Origin of the sequence: Pseudomonas grimontii (assembly GCF_007858185.1) — a bacterium.
GTDB classification, from domain to species: Bacteria; Pseudomonadota; Gammaproteobacteria; order Pseudomonadales; family Pseudomonadaceae; genus Aquipseudomonas; species Aquipseudomonas grimontii.
Genome location: NZ_VFES01000010.1, coordinates 119,541 through 141,225, shown reverse-complemented (window position 1 = coordinate 141,225; position 21,685 = coordinate 119,541). Strand labels below are relative to the sequence as shown.

At 61.2% G+C, this 21,685-nt stretch carries 20 protein-coding genes; 12 read left to right on the top strand and 8 right to left on the bottom strand.

The window, feature by feature from the left end; genetic code table 11:
* Positions 1-104 precede the first annotated feature (104 nt).
* From purU to FIV39_RS17050, 7 genes are all read right to left on the bottom strand, one after another.
* Positions 105-962, bottom strand: coding sequence for a formyltetrahydrofolate deformylase (gene purU, locus FIV39_RS17080; protein ID WP_005792124.1), 858 nt, complete (start codon positions 960-962; stop codon positions 105-107).
* 168 nt (positions 963-1,130) lie between these two features.
* The gene (locus tag FIV39_RS17075) at positions 1,131-1,763 is read right to left on the bottom strand and encodes a sarcosine oxidase subunit gamma (RefSeq protein ID WP_090401751.1); all 633 of its coding nucleotides are present in this window, start codon (positions 1,761-1,763) and stop codon (positions 1,131-1,133) included.
* A gap of 129 nt (positions 1,764-1,892) precedes the next feature.
* A complete protein-coding gene (locus tag FIV39_RS17070; RefSeq protein ID WP_090401750.1) occupies positions 1,893-4,910 on the bottom strand; it encodes a sarcosine oxidase subunit alpha in 3,018 nt (1,005 codons plus the stop codon).
* Positions 4,907-5,209, bottom strand: coding sequence for a sarcosine oxidase subunit delta (locus FIV39_RS17065; protein WP_090401749.1), 303 nt, complete (start codon positions 5,207-5,209; stop codon positions 4,907-4,909). Before FIV39_RS17065 ends, FIV39_RS17070 begins: the two co-directional genes overlap by 4 nt.
* Before the next feature lie 15 nt (positions 5,210-5,224).
* Complete coding sequence (locus tag FIV39_RS17060; protein WP_010207084.1) at positions 5,225-6,475, bottom strand: sarcosine oxidase subunit beta; 1,251 nt, start codon at positions 6,473-6,475, stop codon at positions 5,225-5,227.
* Positions 6,476-6,497: 22 nt separating this feature from the next.
* The gene (gene glyA, locus FIV39_RS17055; RefSeq protein ID WP_090401748.1) at positions 6,498-7,751 is read right to left on the bottom strand and encodes a serine hydroxymethyltransferase; all 1,254 of its coding nucleotides are present in this window, start codon (positions 7,749-7,751) and stop codon (positions 6,498-6,500) included.
* 251 nt (positions 7,752-8,002) lie between these two features.
* Positions 8,003-8,731 (bottom strand): TraX family protein, encoded by a 729-nt coding sequence (locus FIV39_RS17050; protein ID WP_090401747.1) that lies wholly within the window; start codon positions 8,729-8,731, stop codon positions 8,003-8,005.
* Positions 8,732-8,821: 90 nt separating this feature from the next.
* Between FIV39_RS17050 and FIV39_RS17045 the strand changes: the two genes are divergently transcribed.
* Positions 8,822-9,862: a threonine aldolase family protein gene (locus FIV39_RS17045; protein WP_090401746.1), complete on the top strand. Its 1,041-nt coding sequence runs from the start codon at positions 8,822-8,824 to the stop codon at positions 9,860-9,862.
* A 148-nt stretch (positions 9,863-10,010) separates the two neighbouring features.
* Here the strand turns inward: FIV39_RS17045 and gbcB are convergent, their stop codons facing one another.
* The gene (gene gbcB, locus FIV39_RS17040) at positions 10,011-11,111 is read right to left on the bottom strand and encodes a glycine-betaine demethylase subunit GbcB (RefSeq protein ID WP_090401745.1); all 1,101 of its coding nucleotides are present in this window, start codon (positions 11,109-11,111) and stop codon (positions 10,011-10,013) included.
* Between the two features lie 283 nt (positions 11,112-11,394).
* On the opposite strand from gbcB, the gene gbcA reads away from it, so the two are divergent.
* From gbcA to FIV39_RS16980, 11 genes are all read left to right on the top strand, one after another.
* The gene (gene gbcA / locus FIV39_RS17030; protein ID WP_090401743.1) at positions 11,395-12,690 is read left to right on the top strand and encodes a glycine-betaine demethylase subunit GbcA; all 1,296 of its coding nucleotides are present in this window, start codon (positions 11,395-11,397) and stop codon (positions 12,688-12,690) included.
* Between the two features lie 883 nt (positions 12,691-13,573).
* Complete coding sequence (locus FIV39_RS17025) at positions 13,574-14,068, top strand: prepilin-type N-terminal cleavage/methylation domain-containing protein (protein ID WP_090409862.1); 495 nt, start codon at positions 13,574-13,576, stop codon at positions 14,066-14,068.
* Entirely contained in the window at positions 14,043-14,423 is a 381-nt protein-coding gene (locus tag FIV39_RS17020; RefSeq protein ID WP_146371561.1) for a type II secretion system protein, read from the top strand. Before FIV39_RS17025 ends, FIV39_RS17020 begins: the two co-directional genes overlap by 26 nt.
* On the top strand, positions 14,410-14,916 hold the full coding sequence (locus tag FIV39_RS17015; protein ID WP_186731534.1) for a type II secretion system protein: 507 nt from the start codon (positions 14,410-14,412) through the stop codon (positions 14,914-14,916). Before FIV39_RS17020 ends, FIV39_RS17015 begins: the two co-directional genes overlap by 14 nt.
* A gap of 72 nt (positions 14,917-14,988) precedes the next feature.
* On the top strand, positions 14,989-16,488 hold the full coding sequence (locus FIV39_RS17010; RefSeq protein WP_090401741.1) for a lytic polysaccharide monooxygenase: 1,500 nt from the start codon (positions 14,989-14,991) through the stop codon (positions 16,486-16,488).
* Positions 16,489-16,697: 209 nt separating this feature from the next.
* Positions 16,698-17,129, top strand: a complete 432-nt coding sequence (gspG, locus tag FIV39_RS17005; protein ID WP_090401740.1) for a type II secretion system major pseudopilin GspG — start codon at positions 16,698-16,700, stop codon at positions 17,127-17,129.
* Positions 17,130-17,135: 6 nt separating this feature from the next.
* Positions 17,136-17,600 (top strand): transglycosylase SLT domain-containing protein, encoded by a 465-nt coding sequence (locus FIV39_RS17000; protein WP_090401739.1) that lies wholly within the window; start codon positions 17,136-17,138, stop codon positions 17,598-17,600.
* Complete coding sequence (locus FIV39_RS16995) at positions 17,597-18,781, top strand: type II secretion system F family protein (protein WP_090401738.1); 1,185 nt, start codon at positions 17,597-17,599, stop codon at positions 18,779-18,781. Before FIV39_RS17000 ends, FIV39_RS16995 begins: the two co-directional genes overlap by 4 nt.
* A gap of 4 nt (positions 18,782-18,785) precedes the next feature.
* Positions 18,786-20,423 carry a GspE/PulE family protein gene (locus tag FIV39_RS16990; RefSeq protein ID WP_090401737.1) on the top strand — a complete coding sequence of 546 codons (1,638 nt, stop codon included), beginning with the start codon at positions 18,786-18,788 and terminating at the stop codon, positions 20,421-20,423.
* Complete coding sequence (locus FIV39_RS16985; RefSeq protein ID WP_090401736.1) at positions 20,404-21,129, top strand: hypothetical protein; 726 nt, start codon at positions 20,404-20,406, stop codon at positions 21,127-21,129. Before FIV39_RS16990 ends, FIV39_RS16985 begins: the two co-directional genes overlap by 20 nt.
* The gene (locus tag FIV39_RS16980; protein WP_090401735.1) at positions 21,126-21,683 is read left to right on the top strand and encodes a hypothetical protein; all 558 of its coding nucleotides are present in this window, start codon (positions 21,126-21,128) and stop codon (positions 21,681-21,683) included. The genes FIV39_RS16985 and FIV39_RS16980 overlap by 4 nt, the downstream gene beginning before the upstream one ends.
* Positions 21,684-21,685: the final 2 nt, after the last annotated feature.

Sequence of the window (21,685 nt, the reverse complement as noted above, 5' to 3'; positions counted from 1 at the left end):
TTATCGTTGTTGAGAGAGTGGAGTGAGCTTCAAGCGGCAAGCTACAAGCCGCAAGAAGTGTGCAGTACCGCTTTTTCTTGCGGCTTGAAGCTTGCAACTTGCCACTAAAGAACGACCGTCCTGTTAGCGTTCAAGAACACACGTCTTTCGATGTGATACCCCACCGCCCGAGCCAATGTCAGCCCTTCGATGTCCCGCCCCTTGGCAATCAAATCCTCGGGATAGTGACTGTGATCCACCACCTCCACACCTTGGGCGATGATCGGGCCTTCGTCCAGGTCGTTATTGATGTAATGCGCCGTGGCGCCGACCAATTTCACCCCCTTGTTGTACGCCTGGTGATACGGCTTGGCGCCCTTGAACCCCGGCAGCAACGAGTGGTGGATATTGATGGCCTTGCCGTCCAGCTTGCGACACAGCTCCGGCGACAGCACTTGCATGTAGCGCGCAAGGATCACCAATTCGGCGCCGGTATCTTCCACCACTTGCCACACCTGACGCTCCTGGGACGGTTTGTCGTTAGGGTCGAGGGGGAAATGGTAGTAGGGAATTTGATGCCAGTCGGCCAAAGGTTTGAGATCGGGATGGTTGGACACCACTGCGACCACGTCCATCGACAGCTGACCGATACGCTGGCGGTACAGCAGGTCGTTGAGGCAGTGATCGGCCTTGGAGACCATGATCACCACTTTTGGCCGGTAGTTCGGCGCCGTCAGCTCGAAGATCATGCCAAAGGCTTCACCGCGCGTGGCCAGGCCATCGCGAAAAGCCTGCTCGTCGAAGCCGTCCGGCTGACGGAACTCCACGCGAATAAAAAACCGGCCCGAGAGGCGGTCATCGAACGAGTGGTGCTCGGTGACGTAGCAGCCCTGTTCGAACAGGTAGCGGGTAACCGCGTCCACCGTGCCGAGCACGCTGGGGCAGTCGGCGGTCAAAATCCATGTATCGGGTGCGCGGCTCATACTGGAATCCTCAGGCCCTTGTGGCGAGGGGGCTTGTCCCCCGTTGAGCTGCGAAGCAGCTCCAAAACCCGCCACTCGGTTATTGCAGAAAAAATGCGCTGACCTTATTGGGACCGCTGCGCGCTCCAACGGGGGGCAAGCCCCCTCGCCACAAAAGCGCCCACTCGATCAGGCTTGAACGCTCAGGCCAAATTCGGCCGAGGCGTCCTGCAACCACAACCACCAGTAATCCGAGAAGCTGCGACGAATCACCAGCTCCCAGGTGTCTTCAGCGGTGTGGCGGATCACCAGTTGCGACTTAGCGAACACCGTGCCCACCGCCTTGCCCACCGGGAAGTTGTTGGGGTGCACGTCATAGCTGGTGGACTTCATCAGCACGTCGCGCACATTCGGGCCGCTCAGCTCAAGGATCTGCTGGCCGCCGCTGACGTTGACGACCTGGATATGCAGGTCCCCCAGCGCGGCGCGCAGGTTTTGTTCGGCGGCGAATTCCTCACCGCTTGGCACGATCAGCAACCACTCATCCGGGCCGAGCCATTGCAGGCTGGTTTCGCCTTTGACGATGACCTGCAGGGCGCCGGGCAATTCGATGCCCAGGGCCTTGTGGACGCCAGCGGCAAACGCTGCATCGTGGCCATCGCCACGAAGGGTCAGGTGGCCGAGGAGTTTCTTTTCACGCACGGTCACACCGGCGTTCTTGCGGCCCTTGCCGACCAGGCTGGCGAGGTCGGCGTGATGCAGCGAGGACTCGGCCTTGGCGCCGGTGGTGGGGCGTTGTTGGTAAACATTGGCTGCTGTCATAAAGCACCTGTTTGAATTCTGTGGTGACTGTTCTGGCCTCATCGGGAGCAAGCCCCCTCCCACATTTGAAGGTATTCACACATCAAAATGTGGGAGGGGGCTTGCTCCCGATGGCCGCGCCGCGGTCTATCAGATGTTCTGCCGATCACCCTTAGGATCAAAGAACACCGAAGACACAATCTCCGCTTCGATCACGCTGCCATCGGCCTGGGGCGAGAACACCCGTTCGCCGATGCGCTTCAAGCCGCCCTTGACCACGCCCATGGCAAACGAATAGCCCAGCGAGTTATGCGCGTAGCTCGAGGTGACGTGGCCGACCATCTTCATCGGGATCGTCTGCTTCGGATCGAACACCAGTTGCGCGCCTTCCGGCAGCCACACGGTCGGGTCGATCGGCTTCAAGCCCACCAGCTGCTTGCGTTCTTCGCGCACGCAGTCTTCCCGGTTCATGCCGCGCCAGCCGATCCACGAGAACGGTTTGGTGCGGCCTACGCACCAGCCCATGTTCAGGTCGTCCGGGGTCATCGAGCCGTCGGTGTCCTGGCCGACGATGATGAAGCCCTTCTCGGCCCGCAGTACGTGCATGGTCTCGGTGCCGTACGGGGTCAGGTTGTACTTCTTGCCGGCCGCGGCGATCTGTTCGAGCACGCCCATGGCGTAGTCGGCCTGCACGTTGACTTCGTACGACAGCTCACCGGTAAACGAGATACGGAACACCCGCGCCGGTACGCCGCCCACCAGGCCTTCTTTCCAGGTCATGAACGGGAAGCCGTCCTTGTCCAGGTCGATGTCGGTGACTTCGGCCAGCAGCTTGCGGCTGTTGGGGCCGGACAGGGTCATGGTCGCCCAATGATCGGTGACCGAGGTGAAGTACACCTTGAGGTCCGGCCATTCGGTCTGTTGGTAGATTTCCAGCCACTGCAGCACGCGCGCGGCGCCGCCGGTGGTGGTGGTCATCAGGAAGTGGTTGTCGGCGAGACAGGCGGTGACGCCGTCGTCGAAGACCATGCCGTCTTCCTTGCACATCAGGCCGTAGCGCGCCTTGCCCACGTCGAGCTTGGTCCAGGCGTTGGTGTAGATGCGGTTGAGGAACTCACGCGCATCCGGGCCCTGGATGTCGATCTTGCCGAGGGTGGACGCATCCAGCAGGCCGACGCTGTCGCGCACGGCCAGGCATTCGCGTTTCACCGCAGCGTGCAGGTCTTCACCGTTGCGCGGGAAGTACCACGGACGTTTCCACTGGCCGACGTCTTCAAACTCGGCACCGTTTTTAACGTGCCAGGCTTGCAGCGCGGTGTAGCGCACCGGCTCGAAGATGTGCCCACAGTGCCGGCCCGCTACCGCGCCGAAGGTCACCGGCGTGTAGTTGGGACGGAACATGGTGGTGCCCATCTGCGGGATGGTCACGTTCAGCGAGCGCGCGGCAATTGCCAGGCCGTTGACGTTACCGAGCTTGCCCTGGTCGGTGCCGAAGCCCAGCGCGGTGTAGCGTTTGACGTGTTCAACCGACTCGAAACCTTCGCGGGTGGCGAGTTCGATGGCGGCGGCGGTGACGTCGTTTTGCAGGTCGACAAATTGCTTCGGCGCCCGTGCGGTAGCTTTCTCGTGAGGTACTTGGAACAGCGCCAGGGTCGGCTCTTCCAGACGGCTCAAGGCTTTTGGCAGCGTACCTTCCACCGGGGCAAAACCGGCTTCGCTGGCCGCGCGTACGCCGCCTTCAAAACCATCCGCCAGGGAATCGCCGAGGCCGTAGACACCGTTGATGCCGCCGACGCACACACGTTTCTGCGGTGCTTCGCCCGGTACAAAACCGAGGATGTCTTCGCGCCAGGTCGGCTTGCCGCCCAGGTGCGAGGCCAAGTGGACCACCGGGCTGTAACCGCCGGAACTGGCCACCAGGTCGCAGTCCAGCCACTCGCCAGGGCTGGTGACTTTATGCGCCTTGACGTCAATCGCGGCGATACGCGCAGCGGTCACGCGTTTGGTGCCACGAGCCTCGATCACGGCGCTGCCGGTGAGGATACGAATACCTTTGGCGCGGGCTTCTTCAACCAATGCACCGCGTGGGTTGTGGCGCACATCGGCCACCGCCACGACTTGCAGGCCGGCGTCGAGCCAGTCCAGTGCCACGCGGTAGGCGTGGTCGTTGTTGGTCGACAGCACCAGTTTCTTGCCCGGTGCCACACCGTAGCGGCGCACGTAGGTGGACACCGCACCCGCGAGCATATTGCCCGGCACGTCGTTGTTGCCGTACACCAGCGGACGCTCGCAAGCACCGGTCGCCAGGACCACACGCTGGGCACGCACGCGGTGGATACGCTGGCGCACCACGCCAATCGGCGCACGGTCACCCAGGTGATCGGTGAGGCGCTCGTGAATGGTCAGGAAGTTATGGTCGTGGTAGCCGTTGACGGTGGCGCGGGGCAGCAGCACCACGTCCGGCAGCGCTTTGAGTTCGGCGATGACGCTGGCGACCCATTCAGTAGCCGGCTCGCCGTCGAGGCTTTCACGGGAGTCGAGCAAGGAGCCGCCAAACTCTTCCTGTTCATCGGCGATGATCACGCGCGCACCGCTGCGTGCTGCGGCCAGTGCGGCAGCGAGGCCGGCAGGGCCTGCGCCCACTACCAACACGTCGCAGTGACGGTTGAAGTTGTCGTAGGTGTCCGGGTCGTTCTCGGTCGGCGAGCGACCCAGGCCTGCGGCCTTGCGGATGTACTTCTCGTAGGTCATCCAGAACGATTGCGGGTACATGAAGGTTTTGTAGTAGAAACCCGGCGGCATCAGCTTGCCGCCGACCTTGCCGAGAATGCCCATCATGTCGTTGTTGACGCTCGGCCAGCCGTTGGTGCTGGTGGCGACCAAGCCTTGGTACAACGCCTGTTGGGTGGCGCGCACGTTGGGAATCTGGGTGGCTTCGGTGGCGCCGATCTGCAGCACCGCGTTCGGCTCTTCGGCGCCGGCAGCAAAGATGCCGCGTGGGCGCGAGTACTTGAAGCTGCGGCCGATGATGTCGACACCGTTGGCCAGCAATGCAGCGGCCAGGGTGTCGCCTTCGAAGCCTTTGTAGCTCTGGCCGTTGAAGCTGAAGGTCAGGACTTTGTTACGGTCGATGCGGCCACCGTTGGACAGGCGATTGATCTGGCTCATACCTTCTCTCCAGAAGCCTTGGCGGTGAATTGCGGCTTGGTGCCAATCTTGTAGGTTTCAAGAATTTCGTAGGTCACGGTGTCGCGCGTGGCGTTGAAATACTGGCGGCAACCGGCGGCGTGAATCCACAGTTCGTGGTGCAGGCCGCGCGGGTTGTCGCGGAAGAACATGTAGTCGCCCCACTGCTCGTCGGTGCAGGCATTCGGGTCCAGCGGGCGCGGGATGTGCGCTTGGCCGGACGCGTGGAATTCCTCTTCGGAGCGCAGTTCGCCACAGTGAGGACAGAAGATATGCAACATAGGGAATTTCTCCTGTTAGTGGGCGACGGCCGCAGCGCCGTGTTCGTCGATCAACGCACCGTTGTGGAAACGGTCGATGGAGAAAGGTGCCGCCAACGGGTGCATTTCACCCTTGGCCAGGCTGGCAGCAAACACGTTGCCTGAGCCCGGCGTGGCCTTGAAGCCACCGGTACCCCAACCGCAGTTGAAGAACATGTTCGGCACCGGGGTCTTGGAGATGATCGGGCAGGCGTCCGGCGTGGTGTCGACGATGCCGCCCCACTGACGGTTCATGCGCACCCGCGACAGCACCGGGAACATCTCGACGATGGCCTGGATGGTGTGTTCGATCACCGGGTACGAGCCGCGCTGGCCATAGCCGTTGTAGCCGTCGATACCGGCGCCGATCACCAGGTCGCCCTTGTCGGACTGGCTGATGTAGCCGTGCACGGCGTTAGACATGATCACGCTGTCGATAATCGGCTTGATCGGCTCCGACACCAACGCTTGCAGCGGGTGGGATTCGATCGGCAGGCGGAAACCGGCGAGCGAAGCCATGTGACCGGAGTTACCCGCCGTCACCACACCGACGCGCTTGGCGCCGATAAAGCCCTTGTTGGTTTCCACGCCGATGCACACGCCGTTTTCCTTGCGGAAACCAATCACTTCGGTCTGCTGGATCAAGTCCACGCCGAGTGCGTCGGCGGCACGGGCAAAGCCCCAGGCCACGGCATCGTGACGGGCCACGCCGCCGCGCCGTTGCACGGTGGCGCCGAGGACCGGGTAGCGGGTGTTTTTCGAGCAATCCAGGTACGGAATCTCGTCGGCCACTTGCTTGGCATTCAGCAACTCGCCGTCCACGCCGTTGAGGCGGTTGGCGCTGACGCGACGCTCGGAGTCACGAATGTCTTGCAGGGTGTGGCACAAGTTGTAGACGCCACGCTGGGAGAACATCACGTTGTAGTTGAGGTCCTGGGACAGGCCTTCCCACAGTTTCATCGCGTGCTCGTACAGGTGCGCCGACTCGTCCCAGAGGTAATTGGAGCGCACGATGGTGGTGTTGCGCGCGGTGTTACCGCCGCCCAGCCAGCCTTTCTCGACCACGGCCACGTTGGTGATGCCGTGCTCCTTGGCCAGGTAATAGGCGGTTGCCAGACCATGCCCGCCGCCGCCGACGATGACCACGTCGTAGACCTTCTTGGGGGTCGGCGTGCGCCACATCTTCTGCCAGTTTTCGTGGTGGCTGAGTGAGTGCTTGAAAAGGCCGAAGCCCGAGTAGCGTTGCATAGTCATTACTCCAAAACCGCGCTCAGCGATAAACCGGGAAATCAGCGCACAGGGCAGACACGTGCTTGGCCACGTTGGCCTCGACATCGGCGTCGCCGAGGTTGTCGAGGATGTCGCAGATCCAACCGGCCAGCTCGATGCACTGCGGCACTTTGAAACCGCGCGTGGTCACCGCCGGGGTGCCGATACGCAGGCCCGAGGTCACGAACGGCGACTGCGGGTCATTCGGCACGGCGTTCTTGTTGACGGTGATGTGGGCGCGACCGAGGGCGGCATCCGCTTCTTTGCCGGTGAGGCCCTGACGGATCAGGCTGACCAGGAACAGGTGGTTATCGGTGCCGCCGGACACTACATCGTAGCCGCGTTTGATAAACACGCTGGCCATGGCCTGGGCGTTGTCGATCACTTGTTGCTGGTAGGCCTTGAAGCCTGGCTCCTGAGCTTCCTTGAAGCACACGGCCTTGCCGGCGATCACATGCATCAGCGGGCCGCCCTGGGCGCCAGGGAATACGGCTGCGTTGAGTTTCTTTTCAATCTCTTCGTTGGCCTTGGCCAGGATCAAGCCGCCACGTGGACCACGCAGGGTCTTGTGGGTAGTGGTGGTGACCACGTCGGCGTACGGCAGAGGGTTCGGGTACAGGCCAGCGGCGACCAGGCCGGCGACGTGGGCCATGTCGACAAACAGCAGCGCACCGACCTTGTCGGCGATCGCGCGAAAGCGTGGGAAATCCAGGGTCTTGGAGTACGCGGAGAAGCCGGCCACGACCATCTTCGGCTTGTGCTCCACGGCCAGACGCTCGACTTCGTCATAGTCGATCAGGCCGGTGTCGGTGTTGATGCCGTATTGCACCGCGTTGTACAGCTTGCCCGAGGACGACACTTTGGCGCCGTGGGTCAGGTGACCGCCGTGGGCCAGGCTCATGCCGAGGATGGTGTCGCCGGCGTTCAACAGTGCCAGGTACACCGCGCTGTTGGCGGAGGAACCGGAGTGCGGTTGCACGTTGGCGTAGTCGGCGCCGAACAGCTGCTTGGCGCGCTCGATGGCCAGGGCTTCGACCTTGTCCACGTGCTCGCAGCCACCGTAGTAGCGCTTGCCCGGGTAGCCTTCGGCGTATTTGTTGGTGAGGCCACTGCCCTGGGCTTCCATCACGCGCTTGCTGGTGTAGTTCTCCGACGCGATCAGCTCGATATGATCTTCCTGACGCTGCTCCTCGGCATTCATGGCCGCCAGCAGTGCGTCGTCATATCCCTGGATCTGGTCTTGTTTGCTGAACATCGCGTCTCTCCCAGCCTTTCGTATTGTTGAGGCCCGTGCAGGGCCCTTTGATGCGATGGTAGGGCCGGCGCAGGCAGGTCAAATGCCTACGGACGCCACGCAAAGGTGCGTTTACGACATTGCCGGAACAACACCAAATAAATGTGGGAGGGGCGGTGCGACGGTTCGACTTGCTCCCGATAGCGGTGGATCAGCTTGCACATGCTGTGGCTGACACACCGCTATCGGGGGCAAGCCCCCTCCCACAGGGGTTAGGCGATGATGTGGCGCAGGAGTAGCAGCAGGAGGAAGTGCATGGGATACAGGGCGTAGGCCCAGCGGCGCATTGCTGGCGGCGAGGTGCTGTGGGCATGTCGCAATAAGACCAAACCCGCCAATGGCGCAATCAGGCAGGTCGCCAACCCCAACAGCGCCACCGGCGTGCCGCTATTGAGCAGGATTTGCCATTGATTGGCGGCCACGCAGACCAATCCCGGCAACACACTGAAATACCAAGGCCGACGAAACACCAGCAGCATCGCCAATGGCAGCAATACACCAAAGAAACCGAACATTAAGTGGGATGAAAACAAAGCCGCTATCGTGACAGCGATCAACGCCAATCCTCGATCAATAAACGCCTTCTGCTGCCAACCTCGGGCAACCAGCAGACCCAGCGCCAAGGTGGGTAACACGTTTAACGTATCGGCATCCTCGATAAACAGCCGATACGGCACTTCGCTGATCACACTGAACAGCAACAGCCAGCCCAGGTAACGCCACTGACCGCTCACCGGTAGGTCTCGGGCGCGGTGCAGATTCGCCGCAATCGCCAGGCAAAACCACGGGAACGCCAGGCGCCCCGGCACATACAGGCCATCGAGGTTCAGACCGACATAACGCAGGTGGTCGAGCACCATGCTCAGCAGCGCCAGCCACTTGAGCAAATCCAAAGCGCCATCACGGACGCGTCCGACAGCCATCGTTTCAGAACCGTGCATAATTCCCCAGTGACTTTGCATTTACAGTGCGTGCGCACGCCCGACAATCTTGGTTAAAGTGCGCACCAACATCGACCACAGGAATGGGCCATGACCGACAAGAGCCAACAATTCGCCAGTGACAACTATTCGGGCATTTGCCCGGAAGCCTGGGCCGCCATGGAACAAGCCAACCAGGGTCATCAACGCGCCTACGGTGATGATGAATGGACCCACCGCGCCGCCGACGGTTTCCGCAACCTGTTCGAAACCGACTGCGAAGTGTTCTTCGCCTTCAACGGTACGGCCGCCAACTCCCTGGCGCTGTCCTCCTTGTGCCAGAGCTACCATAGCGTGATTTGCTCGGAAACCGCCCACGTCGAGACCGACGAATGCGGCGCACCGGAGTTTTTCTCCAACGGCTCCAAGCTGCTCACCGCCCGTACCGAGAACGGCAAGCTGACCCCGGAATCGATCCGCGAGATCGCCCTCAAGCGCCAAGACATTCATTACCCCAAACCCCGCGTAGTGACCCTGACTCAAGCCACCGAAGTCGGCAGCGTCTACACCCCGGAAGAAATCCGGGCGATCAGCGTCACCTGCAAGGAACTGGGCCTGAACCTGCACATGGACGGCGCACGCTTCTCCAACGCCTGCGCATTCCTCGGCTGCTCACCGGCGGACCTGACCTGGAAAGCCGGGGTGGACGTACTGTGCTTTGGCGGCACCAAAAACGGCATGGCCGTGGGTGAAGCAATCTTGTTCTTCAACCGCGCGCTGGCCGAAGACTTCGACTACCGCTGCAAACAGGCCGGCCAACTGGCCTCGAAGATGCGCTTCCTGTCCGCCCCGTGGGTAGGCCTGCTGGAAAACGACGCCTGGCTCAAACATGCGCGCCACGCCAACCACTGCGCACAATTGCTCAGCAGCCTGGTGGCGGACATTCCGGGAGTGGAGCTGATGTTCCCGGTGCAAGCCAACGGCGTGTTCCTGCAACTGTCGGAACCGGCGATTACCGCGCTGACGGCCAAGGGCTGGCGCTTCTACACCTTCATCGGCAAAGGCGGCGCGCGGTTCATGTGCGCGTGGGATACCGACGAAGAGCGCGTGCGGGAATTGGCAGCAGATATCCGCGAAGTCATGGGTGCCTGACAATGACTCACTGATGTACATAAAACAAAAGTGGGAGGGGGCTTGCTCCCGATAGCGGTGGGTCAGCTAGCACATACAGTGGCTGACACTCTGCTATCGGGAGCAAGCCCCCTCCCACATTTGGATTGTGTTGTGCCTGCTTGAGCAATCAGAAATCGATGCGCACATCACCCTTCGGCACACTGCAGCAGGAGAGGATGTAGCCTTCGGCTTCGTCTTCCTCGGTGATCCCGCCGTTGTGCTCCATCTCCACCTCCCCGCCCAGCTTCATCACCTTGCACGTTCCGCAAATGCCCATGCCGCAGGCTTTCGGGATCATCAGCCCAAGCTTGGCCGCCGCCGCGTGGACGGTCTCGCCCGGCGCGACGCGAATGCTCTTGCCGGAGGCAAGGAACTCCACCTGATGCAAATCCGCCAGGTCGATTTCCGGTGCATCGGCGGCCTGTTCGGCCTGCTCCACCGCATCGGCGCGGGCTTCCGGTGGCGTGGCCCCGAAGGATTCCTCGTGGTACCGCGCCATGTCGAAACCGGCCGCCTCCAGCAGGCGCTTCACCGCATTCATATACGGCGTAGGGCCGCAGCAGAACACTTCACGCTCAAGGAAGTCGGGCACCATCAGCTCGAGCATCTTGTGATTCAAGTAGCCGCGATACCCCGCCCAAGGCTCACCCAGGCCGTGCTTCTCGCAGATCAGGTGCAGGCTGAAGTTGTCGATCCGCGACGCCATATGCTCCAGCTCGCGGTGGTAGATGATGTCTTTGGGCGAACGGGCGCTGTGGATAAACGTCATGTCGACGTTGGCATTGGTGTCGTAGAACCAGCGGGCCATGGACATCACCGGCGTAATACCGACGCCGCCGCTGAGGTACAAGACTTTCGGGCTCGGGAAGTCGATGGCGTTGAACAGCCCGACCGGCCCGTGCACCGCCAACTCCTGCCCTTCATGCAGTGTGTCGTGCAGCCAGTTGGACACCTTGCCGCCCGGCACGCGCTTAATGGTCACCGAGAAGCTGTAGGGCACCGACGGCGAACTGGAAATGGTGTACGAGCGCATGATCGGCTGACCGTCGATTTCCAGCTCCAGGGTGACGAACTGCCCCGGCTTGAAAAAGAACAGGATCGGCTGGTCGGCCATAAAGCAGAAGGTGCGCACGTCCCAGGTTTCCTGGATGACTTTGACACAACGGACGATGTGCCGACCATTGGCCCAGGTCTGGGTGGTTACCGGATTCAGGAAGCTGTTGGACATGCTGTTCTCCACCGCCGATAGTCGGCCTTATGGTGGCGATTCTGCGTAACGCGAGAACCGCCCATTTACCTATCTGCGACATTCACATACTTATCGCGACCAGCCCCCATACCACGGGGGTTGCGCGTCGGGAACAGAGTGGGCCATGTCGCTCATGGATAAGGTTCCGTGCATCAGCAGCCCCACACTCGCTCCCAACAACGACGCTTTCTTTACGCCTTGCACTGCAACAACCGTAGCCACTATTCGCCGGCCACACAGAATGGCCATGAGGACACACACGATGGACGTCACCGCAACCTTAAGCTTGGGCGATCCGCTGGAACCCGCACGCAAGGCCACCGCGCAAATGCTGCAAGAGCGCGAGCGCACCTTTTCGCTGCCGCAGCCGTTTTACTCTGACGAGCGGCTGTTTGATATCGACATGCAGGAGATCTTCCAGAAAGAGTGGTTGATCGCCGGCATGACCTGCGAAATCCCCACCAAGGGCAACTACCTGACCCTGCAAGTGGGCAAGAACCCGATCATCGTGATCCGTGGCGCCGAAGGCGTGGTGCATGCGTTCCATAACGTGTGTCGCCACCGGGGTTCGCGCCTGTGCACCAGCGACAAGGGCAAGGTCGCCAAACTGGTGTGCCACTACCACCAGTGGACCTACGAGCTGGACGGGCGCCTGCTGTTTGCCGGCACCGAGATGGGCGCCGACTTCGACATGAAGCAGTACGGCCTCAAACCGGTGAACGTGAAGACCGCCGGCGGCTACATCTTCATCAGCCTGGCCGAGAACCCGCCGGCCATCGATGATTTCCTGTCGACGCTGACCCACTACATGGAACCGTACGACATGGAGAACACCAAGGTGGCGGTGCAAACCACCTTGATGGAAAAAGCCAACTGGAAACTGGTGCTGGAAAACAACCGCGAGTGCTACCACTGCAACGCATCGCACCCCGAGTTGTTGAAAACCCTGCTGGAGTGGGACGACGTCACCGACCCACGCGCCGACCAGGCCTTCAAGGACCACGTGGCCGCTTCCGCTGCCGCCTGGGACGCCGAGAAGATCCCTTACGCCCACGCCAGCTTCGGCCTGCGTAACCGTATCGTGCGCATGCCGCTGCTCAAGGGCACCGTGTCGATGACCCTGGACGGCAAGCAGGGCTGCAAAAAACTCATGGGCCGCATCAAGAACCCGGACCTGGGCTCGATGCGCATCCTGCACCTGCCGCACTCGTGGAACCACTGCATGGGCGACCACATCATCGTGTTCACGGTGTGGCCGATCAGCGCCCAGGAAACCATGGTCACCACCAAGTGGCTGGTGCACAAGGACGCCGTGGAAGGCGTGGACTACGACGTGGAGCGCATGCGCCAGGTGTGGGACGCCACCAACGACCAGGACCGTCGCCTGGCCGAAGAAAACCAGCGCGGCATCAACTCCACCGCTTACCAGCCAGGGCCGTACTCCAAGACCTATGAGTTCGGCGTGGTGAACTTTGTGGACTGGTACAGCGAGCGCATGTTGAACAACCTCGGTGCAGCGCCGGCGCCTTACCTCAAGGGTGTGGCCGCCCACGAGTAATTGAAGCCACTTATTGCGTAGCAGCTGTCGAACCCCGGCGAGACGCGTTTGCGGCCTGCCTGACTCACCGCTGACGCAGCCTCGCCGGGGCTCGTCAGCTGCTACGGATTTGCGCGGTGTTGGATAACACGGTATCTACTCCAACCCTCTCTACTGATCAAAACTTAATCAAATCTGCTGTAGACCCCTCGCAGCCTGCCCTCCAGCCTTTACCCAACAACTTATCCACAAAGCCACCCACAGCAATTGTGGGCAACTCTGCTATCCAATCAAAATTAATTGAAGAAAATCCGTGACTTATTCAAGTTGACGGTTCCCGCGACGCATTGATCATTTATTGATCAAAACCTTACAGGCCACGTAATTCATGACCTGTAGCGGTACGCAAACACCTTATCCACAGAACCGCCAACAGACTTTGGGGGCAACTTCTGCGACGCTGTGGAAAACCGTGCCAAACCTTCATAAACCGAGGGTTTCAGCCGCATTATTCGGTTTCAGGGGCAATTTGATCAATAAACAACCAAGCGATTGAAAGCCTTTATTTATAAGGCTTGTAGCGGATAGCAAACATCTTATCCACAGAAGCGCCAACAGACTTTGGGGGCAAGTCCAACCGTTGCTTCAAGCTTATCCACACAAAAAAGCACCAAAAAACCGTGACTTAGCTTGATCAATTTTCATACAGCGACTTGCAGGCGTTGATTCACGGGCCTTGTGGACACCCACGAACACCTTATCCACAGCTGCGCTCACAGTGTTTGTGGGTAACCACGCAGCCTGTACAAAAAACACTCTGCATCTACACTCACCCTTGCAGTCAATTCCATGGCCTGGGTTAACGCGGAAGTCCTTGGCAGCCTGATCGGGAGGTAGAACGGTGATATGGCAGGGCAAGCCCAGCCATCACTGCGCCAAAGGTTTTACGCTGATTGAATTGCTACTGACGCTGGCCCTGCTGGCCACGCTTGCGACAGTGGCTTATCCGCTGACAGCATTGATGGGTAAACGTGATCGAGAACTGGACCTGCAACGTTCGTTGCGGGAAATCCGGCGTGCGATCGATGCCTACAAAGACGCCAGTGACGATGGCCGCATTGAAAAGAGCATCACTGACAGCGGTTATCCCCCCTCCCTGCATGTATTGGTCGAGGGGGTGACGGACAAGACCAACCTTCAGGGCAACAAACTCTATTTCCTACGCCGCATTCCCCGCGATCCCGTGTGCGAGTGCCCTGAACGTGCGCCCGCAGAAACCTGGCAGCTGCGCAGCTACAAAAGCACTGCGGATAATCCACAAGAGGGAGAAGATGTATTTGACGTTTCATCCCGAAGCACCCGGGAGAGTTTGAATGGAACGTTATACAGCCAGTGGTAATCGGGGTTTCACCCTGATCGAGTTGCTGGTGGTCATGGCCATCATTGCCACGCTCATGACGCTGGTCACCCCCCAATACTTTCGCCAGCACGCCAAGGCCCAGGAAACCGTGCTGCGCCATAACCTGTCCTCCATTCGCCAGGCCCTGGACCAATACCGCGAAGACCACGGCACCAATCCCGAGCCCCTGCAAGCCTTGGTCGACCGCCGCTACCTGCGCGAAATCCCCGTGGACCCACTGACCGGCCAGCGCGACACCTGGCAACTGCAACCTTCCGACGAACAAGGCCTGGGCGACGTACGCAGCGGCGCTTCCGGCACCGATACGAACGGGAGTGCCTATGCCGACTGGTAAACGCCCCCAGCAGGGTTCGGTGTTCATGGGCATGTTGGTGACGGTGGCCGTGGTGGCCGTGATGTTGATGGAAGTCGGCACCCTGTGGTCCAGCGTGCTGCAGCGCGAACGCGAGTTGGAACTGCTGGCGCGGGGCAATCAAATCCGCCGGGCAATCGGCTTGTACTACGCCGCCGGCAACACCTACCCCAAGTCCCTCGCAGACCTGGAGCTCGACCGTCGCCAACCGACCGTCAAGCGCTACCTGCGCCGTGCCTATGCAGACCCGCTGACCGGCAGCGCCGAGTGGGGCATGGTAGCCGGGCCCGGCGAAACCATCATGGGCGTGTTCAGCACGGCCAAGGGCACGCCATTCAAACAAGGCAACTTTTCAGTCATCAATCAGAGCTTTACAGGACAAGGCAGTTATCAAGGGTGGGTGTTTCTGTTTGGCCCTGGGCAGAACAACCCTGCAACCCGCGTCACTCCCATGGGAGATCAACTGACCCGATGACGCTCACACACTCGACACACTGATCGTTCCAGCCGTTCGGAACTTGTTTATCTGAATTAAGGTGGATCAAGCATGAGTAACTTACAGCGTTTAACGAAATGGTTGTTGGCGGCGGTGTTGTTGGCACCGACGCTGGTCATGGCCCACGGTGCAGTGGACAAGCCCATCGCACGGCAGGTCTATTGCAAGACGCTCCCGGATTTCTGGTCAGGGAGCCCCAGCGATAACGGCTGCGCAGCCTTGTCTGCAAAAAGTGGACAGTACCCAGGCCAGCAATGGAATGAAGTCGCGCATTTGATCAAGGCACCTGGTTACAACGATCCGGAGATCGTCAAAAGAGAAGTGCCCGACGGCCAACTGTGCTCGGCGGCCGACAGTAAGAAGGATGGCCTGAACATTGTCTCGGATGACTGGCACCGTACTGACGTAACACCCTCCAACGGCATGATGGACGTGCGCATCATCGGGACTGCCCCGCACGTTCCCAGTTTTGTGAAGGTCTTTCTCACAAAACCGGGTTTTGACCCGACCAAGTCGCCGTTGACCTGGAACGACCTGACACTCATCCATTCCGAGCAGTTCAGCGTCGCACAAACCAACTGGGGCAACGATCCTCCCATCATTTCCGGCGCTTCCGGGTACTTCAAGTTCCCAGTGCCGATTCCTTCGACGCAAACGGGCAAAGCCACGCTGTTCGTGCAGTGGCAGCGTATCGATCCAGCGGGTGAAGGGTTCTATAACTGCAGCGACATCAACCTCATCGGTGCCGGGATTCCGGAGCAGTGGGTCAATCTTGGCCAATTCATCGACTCGATCATGGACACCCTCAAAGCGGGTGACTCGGTCCACTTCCGCATCCTCGATAACTCACCGGCGGCCAAGGAAGTGGTGGACATCACCCTGCCGATCACCGCGAACAACCTGGCCCCAAACATCTGGGGCAAGCAACTGGCGGATCAGCTCCCTCCTGGCATCGCCAAAATCGGGGAGAAAGACGGCAACAACATTGTGTTCAATACAACGGACCCCCAAGCCAATTCGGTATTCGTATCGGTCAATGGTTACTCCAAAGCCATGGCGATCATCGCCGGCGGCGAAACCCCGGTGAACCCCGCGCCACCGGTTGCCCGTATCACCGGCCCTACCTCCTTGAACTCGGGGCAAGCCTTTACATTCAGTGGCGCGCGATCAACTGGAGCCAATGGACACCTGCTCTTTCAATGGAGTATCCCCGGACTTGAGGGCCCACAGAACGGTAATACCGCCAGCGGCCGAGCCTACAAGGTCACTCAGCCCACACCCTTGAAGGCACGCTTGAATGTTCGCGACCAGCAAAACGGCAAAACCGACCAAGCGGAGTTTGACTTCACGGTGGTGCCGGACAGCGGCGGTGAAGAGTATCCGGCCTACAAGGAGGGCACGCCGTATAAAGCCGGGGACACCGTGAGCAACCGCGGCAAGAACTACCGCTGCAAACCGCATCCGTTCACCGCCTGGTGCGCCGGCGCGGCATGGGCCTATGCACCGGGGACCGGCACCGCGTGGGACCAGGCCTGGGAAGAGGTGCAATGAGCCCTAGGGCATATGCACGAACTCGATAACCCCAAGAGCCAAACGTTATAGGGCGCCTCACGGCGCCTTATATCGAGCAACGCTACAGTTGAAGATGTACTTGAGTTGAAAAGGTTCTAACGCAGTCCTACCGGCGGTGCCCGCTTAACAACGGGCCGGGAGAGTTATACACAACCGCCGTACCTTGGCACTCCCAACAGGGTATCTCCATGCGCGCACATTCATTTACCCACGCCCCATACCGTGGCTTCACGCTGCTGGAGCTGCTGGTCGTCCTGCTGATCATTGCCCTGCTCGCCGGCTATGTCGGCCCGAAGATGTTCGATCGCCTGGAGCTGGCCAAGGTGCAAACCGCCCAGGGCCAGATGAAATCCCTGGCCGATGCCCTGAACCAGTACCGCCTGGACAGCGGCAACTACCCCGACGAAACACTCGGCCTGAATGCACTCACGACACGTCCGGCCAATGCCGGCAATTGGCAGGGGCCGTACCTCAAGTCATTACCACCAGACCCTTGGGGCAACCCTTACCTTTTCAAGAACCCCGGCACACCGCCCAACGACGCAGAAATCATCTCCCTGGGCCGCGATGGCAAGGCCGGCGGAGAGAATACCTACGCCGACATCGTGTACGGGCTGTGACCGACCATGCAGCCGCTGCGGATGGCCCTCGCCTTGCTGTTCTTCACGGGCATCGCCCAGGCCGACTGCTGGCAGTTGGCAGCCAGCCGCTATCATGTCGACCCGCTGTTGCTGTATGCCATTGCCAAGGTCGAATCCGGCCTCGACCCCCGCGCCCGTAACCTCAACAGCGATGGCAGCCAGGACATCGGCCTGATGCAAATCAACAGCCGCCACTTGCCCGCACTGGCCCGGTTCGGCATCACCGAACAGCACTTGATCACCCAGCCCTGCACCAGCGTCATGGTGGGTGCGTGGATTCTCGCCGGCTTTATCCGCGAACAGGGTTATGGCTGGCAGGCCGTGGGCGCTTATAACGCCGGGGCCAAGCCAGACCGGGAAACACGGCGCTCACGCTACGCCCTGGCAGTGTGGCGTTACTACGGTGCGTTGTTGCAGCAGCGCCAGCAACTGGCCAGGCAAACACCATGATCGACATCGACGCCCGCATCATCCGCGACGGCCATTTACAGACCCTGCGCCTGCAAGCCCTCGACGTCGCCCAGGCGCGCCAGCAACTGCAGGCCGACGGAGCCCAGGTCATCTCGCTGAAAGCCCGCCGCCCACTCACACTGCCCCGTCGCCGCAGCACGTTCGCACTGGGCCTGTTCATCCAGGAACTGGTGGTGCTGCTCGACGCCGGCCTGGTGCTGGTGGAAGCGGTGGAAACCCTGCGCGACAAGGCTCCCGCAGGTATCAACCGCCAGGTCATGAGCGATCTGCTCGCGTCTATGTACGAAGGCCATTCACTGTCCAAGGCGATGCAGCTCAAGCCGCAGACCTTTCCTTCACTGCTGATTGCCACCGTGGCGTCCTCGGAACACAGCGGCCAATTGGCCGTGGCCCTGCGCCGTTATCATCATTTTGAAACGCATCTGGAAACCGTGAAAAAGCGCGTCAGCGGCGCCCTGATGTACCCCTTGGTGGTGCTCAGCGTTGGCGCGTTGATCCTGCTGTTCCTGCTGTTTTTCGTGATTCCGCGCTTCGCCTCGGTGTTCGACGCAGTCACCGACCTGCCGGCCACCGCACGCTTCATGGTGTGGTGGGGCGCGCTGGTGGACGCGCGTGGCATGGAGTTGCTGATCGGCCTGGTGCTGGCGATTGCCGTACTGGTGCTGTTGTTGCGCAGCGCCGCTTTCAAGCGCCGCATCGCTCATCTGTTCTGGAAGATCCCCAGCCTGGGCGCACAGCGCACGCTGTTTATCCTCGCGCGCTTTTACCGCACGGCCGGCATGTTGTTGATGGGCGGCATGCCGGTGGTGACCGCGGTGCAGCTGTCCGGTGCGTTGCTGCCCGTGGAGCGCCAAAGCGATCTGCGCCGAGCCATAACCGATATCCAGGCCGGTCAGCCACTGTCCACCGCCCTCGCCCGCCATCAATTGACCACCGCTGTCGCCGAACGCCTGCTGCGTGTGGGCGAGCAAAGCGGTGAGTTAGCGGCGATGTGCGAGCGCATCGCGCAGTTTCACGATGAAGCGCTGGAGCGCGCCATCGAACTGTTCAGCAAGGTCTTCGAGCCGCTGTTGATGCTGGTGGTAGGCGGGCTGATCGGCTTGATCGTATTCATGCTGTACATGCCGATTTTCGAACTGGCAGGTTCCATCCAGGGGTAGCGCGATGAGCGAACAGACACGGCAATGGCAAGCGCTTGCGGCACAACGGGGCATGAGCTTGTCCAACTACCTGTTGGAGGTGCTGGACAAGGCGCCCGACCAATTACCCACGATCGCCCAGCCCTTGGGCCTGCTCGCCATCGCCCCGGAAAACCTCGGTGAAGACTGGCGTTTCGATCTGCTGCCACTGCCCCAGGCGCTGATCCATAACGTGCTGCCTGTGGATAACCACGGCCAGCCGTGCCTGGTACTGGGAGACCCTTTCACCTTGGCCAGCCGGCACTGGCTGCAGTCCTCCAAGACCTTGCGCCAACTGCCCCTGGCCATGAGCCTGCCCGGCGCGGTCAAGGCCCAGTTGACCCTGGCCGAAGCCAGCCAACGGGTGATGCAACCTTTCGGCGAGGACGACGAAAATGCCCGCGTCGGCCAGGTCGCCCAGGAAATTTCCCTGAGCAGCATCGCCCGCGACGACAACCCGGTGGTGCGCCTGGTCAACTCCATGCTGTTCGATGCCCTGCAAAGCCGCGCCAGCGATGTCCATGTGGAAACCACGCCCCAGGGCCTGGTGATCAAGTACCGCATCGACGGCGTGTTGCAGCAGATGGGCCAGGCCAGCGGGATGGACATGGCCGAGCAGGCGCTGTCGCGGATCAAGGTGTTGTCGGAGTTGGACATCGGCGAGCGGCGGGTCCCCCAGGACGGGCGTTTCAAGATGAAAATCCAGGCTCGCGAGGTGGACTTTCGTGTGTCGATCATGCCCAGCATCCACGGTGAAGACGCGGTGCTGCGGATTCTCGACAAATCCCAGCGCGGCGAATCCCTGAGCCTGGAAACCCTGGGTTTGAACGCCGATACCATCGCGCGCATCCGTGTGTTGGCCAGCGAACCCTATGGCATGTTGCTGGTGACCGGCCCCACCGGCAGCGGCAAATCCACCACGCTGTATGCCGCCCTGTCGGAGACCAATACCGGCGAGAAAAAAATCATCACCATCGAAGACCCGGTGGAATACGAACTGCCCGGGGTCCTGCAAATCCCGGTGAACGACAAGAAGGGCCTGACCTTCGCCCGTGGCCTGCGCTCAATCCTGCGCCACGACCCGGACACCATCCTGGTGGGGGAAATCCGCGACGGTGAAACGGCCGGCATTGCGGTGCAAGCCGCGTTGACCGGGCACCTGGTGCTGTCGTCGGTGCACGCCAACAGCGCGTTCAGTGTGCTCGAGCGCTTTACCTACATGGACGTTGACCCGGCCAGCTTTGTCGAAGCCCTTAACGGCGTGGTCGCCCAGCGCCTGGTGCGGCGCATCTGCCCGGACTGCGGGGTAGATGCCGAGCCCGACCCCGACATCGCCCACCTCGCCCAACTCTCCGATGCCCAGCGCCAACAGGGCCACTACCGCGTAGGCAAAGGCTGCGAAGCCTGCCGCCACACCGGTTATCGCGGCCGGCTCGCCCTGGCCGAAGTGCTGACGCTGACCGACAGCATCAAGGAGGGCCTGCTCAACCGCAGTTCGGCCTCCACCCTGCGCGAACTGGCCCGTGAAGCCGGCCACGTGTTTATCCGCGATATCGCCCTGGCCCATGCCGCCCAGGGCGACACCACGCTCAAGGAGATCCACCGTGTCATTTCCCTTTATTGAGCATGTGGTGTGGCTGCACAGCGAGGGCGCCGAATGGGCCGCACGACCGCGCTGGCGTGACGCAACCGTCTGGCGTGCGCAACAGGCCGGCGAGCCATTGGGCGCCTGTGCCGAACTGCTGGAACAGGCGCCGCGCGGTCGTGTGGGGTTTCTGGACCGCGCCACGGTGCTGCTGGGCTTTCCCCATGTGCACTACCTGATGTTGGCGTGGCAAACGGGTTTGTACAGCCAGGCCGACTGGCAAGGTTTTGCCGAAGCGACCTTCAGCCAACAGGCGGGCATCGACCCCGAACAATGGCACGTGCAAGTCGCCAACAGCGCCTTTGGACATGAACGCCTGGCGGTAGCGACGTCACGGGACTTGCTGCAGGACCTGCGAGAGCTATTCAAACAGCGCCACCTGCCGCTGGTGACATGCACGCCACTGCTGACGGCCGTGGCACAACGGTACTGGCAACAATTGAGCGACGACTGCGTGCTGGCGGTGCCCGAGCGGCACGGTCTTAGCTGCCTTTACCGGCAGCAGGGTGTGGCTCATCAAGTGTGCGTGCTGCAAACCCCGCCCGACAGCCACTTGAGCGACAACCTGTTCGCCGCCGACCTGCTCGCGCAGCGGCACGCGGCGGCCACCTGGGTCGTCGCCAATCACCCCACTGAACATTGGCTGGGGCCGCTGCATCCCTGGTTGGGAGAACCGCCGGCATGATTGCTCGCCTGAAATCACGCCTCGCCGCTGCCTGGCAACAGCGGCATGCGCCCGGCGTCGACTTCCTGCATCCCGACGCCCTCTCCCGGCCGCTGGTGAGCACGTTGTGGCTGGTCGCCGCAGGGCTTGCCTTCGTCACCTGGCAACACTGGCAGCGCATGGAGCATCAGCAACATCAGACCGACGTACTGGAGCAACGCTTCATCCAACTGACACGTCGCCAGGAGCAATTGATCCAGGCCGCGATTCGCTTGTCACCCCAGCAGAAACAACAACTGGCAGCCTTTTCCCGACAACGGGACACCCCCTTCGCGCTGATGGACGCCGTGGCCCAGGCCTGGGCCGGGGAAGTTGCGCTGACGCGCGTGGAGATCAACACCCAGGCCCAACTGATTCACCTGGAACTGGAGGCCAAGGTGCTGGGCGATGCCTTTCGATTTGTCGAACGGCTCGAGGCCCAGCCAGGGGTGCACGTGAACCTGCAGCAAAGCGCACGCAAGACCAATGACCCGCAACACCCGGTGCAGGTCAAACTCGCCGTTGGCGCAGGGTAGTC

What these genes read in the sequence shown, in the direction of transcription:
- purU (WP_005792124.1), bottom strand. Translation starts at nt 962, where the DNA reads ATGAGCCGCGCACCCGATACATGGATTTTGACCGCCGACTGCCCCAGC.
- FIV39_RS17075 (WP_090401751.1), bottom strand. Translation starts at nt 1,763, where the DNA reads ATGACAGCAGCCAATGTTTACCAACAACGCCCCACCACCGGCGCCAAG.
- FIV39_RS17070 (WP_090401750.1), bottom strand. Translation starts at nt 4,910, where the DNA reads ATGAGCCAGATCAATCGCCTGTCCAACGGTGGCCGCATCGACCGTAAC.
- FIV39_RS17065 (WP_090401749.1), bottom strand. Translation starts at nt 5,209, where the DNA reads ATGTTGCATATCTTCTGTCCTCACTGTGGCGAACTGCGCTCCGAAGAG.
- FIV39_RS17060 (WP_010207084.1), bottom strand. Translation starts at nt 6,475, where the DNA reads ATGCAACGCTACTCGGGCTTCGGCCTTTTCAAGCACTCACTCAGCCAC.
- glyA (WP_090401748.1), bottom strand. Translation starts at nt 7,751, where the DNA reads ATGTTCAGCAAACAAGACCAGATCCAGGGATATGACGACGCACTGCTG.
- FIV39_RS17050 (WP_090401747.1), bottom strand. Translation starts at nt 8,731, where the DNA reads ATGCACGGTTCTGAAACGATGGCTGTCGGACGCGTCCGTGATGGCGCT.
- FIV39_RS17045 (WP_090401746.1), top strand. Translation starts at nt 8,822, where the DNA reads ATGACCGACAAGAGCCAACAATTCGCCAGTGACAACTATTCGGGCATT.
- gbcB (WP_090401745.1), bottom strand. Translation starts at nt 11,111, where the DNA reads ATGTCCAACAGCTTCCTGAATCCGGTAACCACCCAGACCTGGGCCAAT.
- gbcA (WP_090401743.1), top strand. Translation starts at nt 11,395, where the DNA reads ATGGACGTCACCGCAACCTTAAGCTTGGGCGATCCGCTGGAACCCGCA.
- FIV39_RS17020 (WP_146371561.1), top strand. Translation starts at nt 14,043, where the DNA reads ATGGAACGTTATACAGCCAGTGGTAATCGGGGTTTCACCCTGATCGAG.
- FIV39_RS17015 (WP_186731534.1), top strand. Translation starts at nt 14,410, where the DNA reads ATGCCGACTGGTAAACGCCCCCAGCAGGGTTCGGTGTTCATGGGCATG.
- FIV39_RS17010 (WP_090401741.1), top strand. Translation starts at nt 14,989, where the DNA reads ATGAGTAACTTACAGCGTTTAACGAAATGGTTGTTGGCGGCGGTGTTG.
- gspG (WP_090401740.1), top strand. Translation starts at nt 16,698, where the DNA reads ATGCGCGCACATTCATTTACCCACGCCCCATACCGTGGCTTCACGCTG.
- FIV39_RS17000 (WP_090401739.1), top strand. Translation starts at nt 17,136, where the DNA reads ATGCAGCCGCTGCGGATGGCCCTCGCCTTGCTGTTCTTCACGGGCATC.
- FIV39_RS16995 (WP_090401738.1), top strand. Translation starts at nt 17,597, where the DNA reads ATGATCGACATCGACGCCCGCATCATCCGCGACGGCCATTTACAGACC.
- FIV39_RS16990 (WP_090401737.1), top strand. Translation starts at nt 18,786, where the DNA reads ATGAGCGAACAGACACGGCAATGGCAAGCGCTTGCGGCACAACGGGGC.
- FIV39_RS16980 (WP_090401735.1), top strand. Translation starts at nt 21,126, where the DNA reads ATGATTGCTCGCCTGAAATCACGCCTCGCCGCTGCCTGGCAACAGCGG.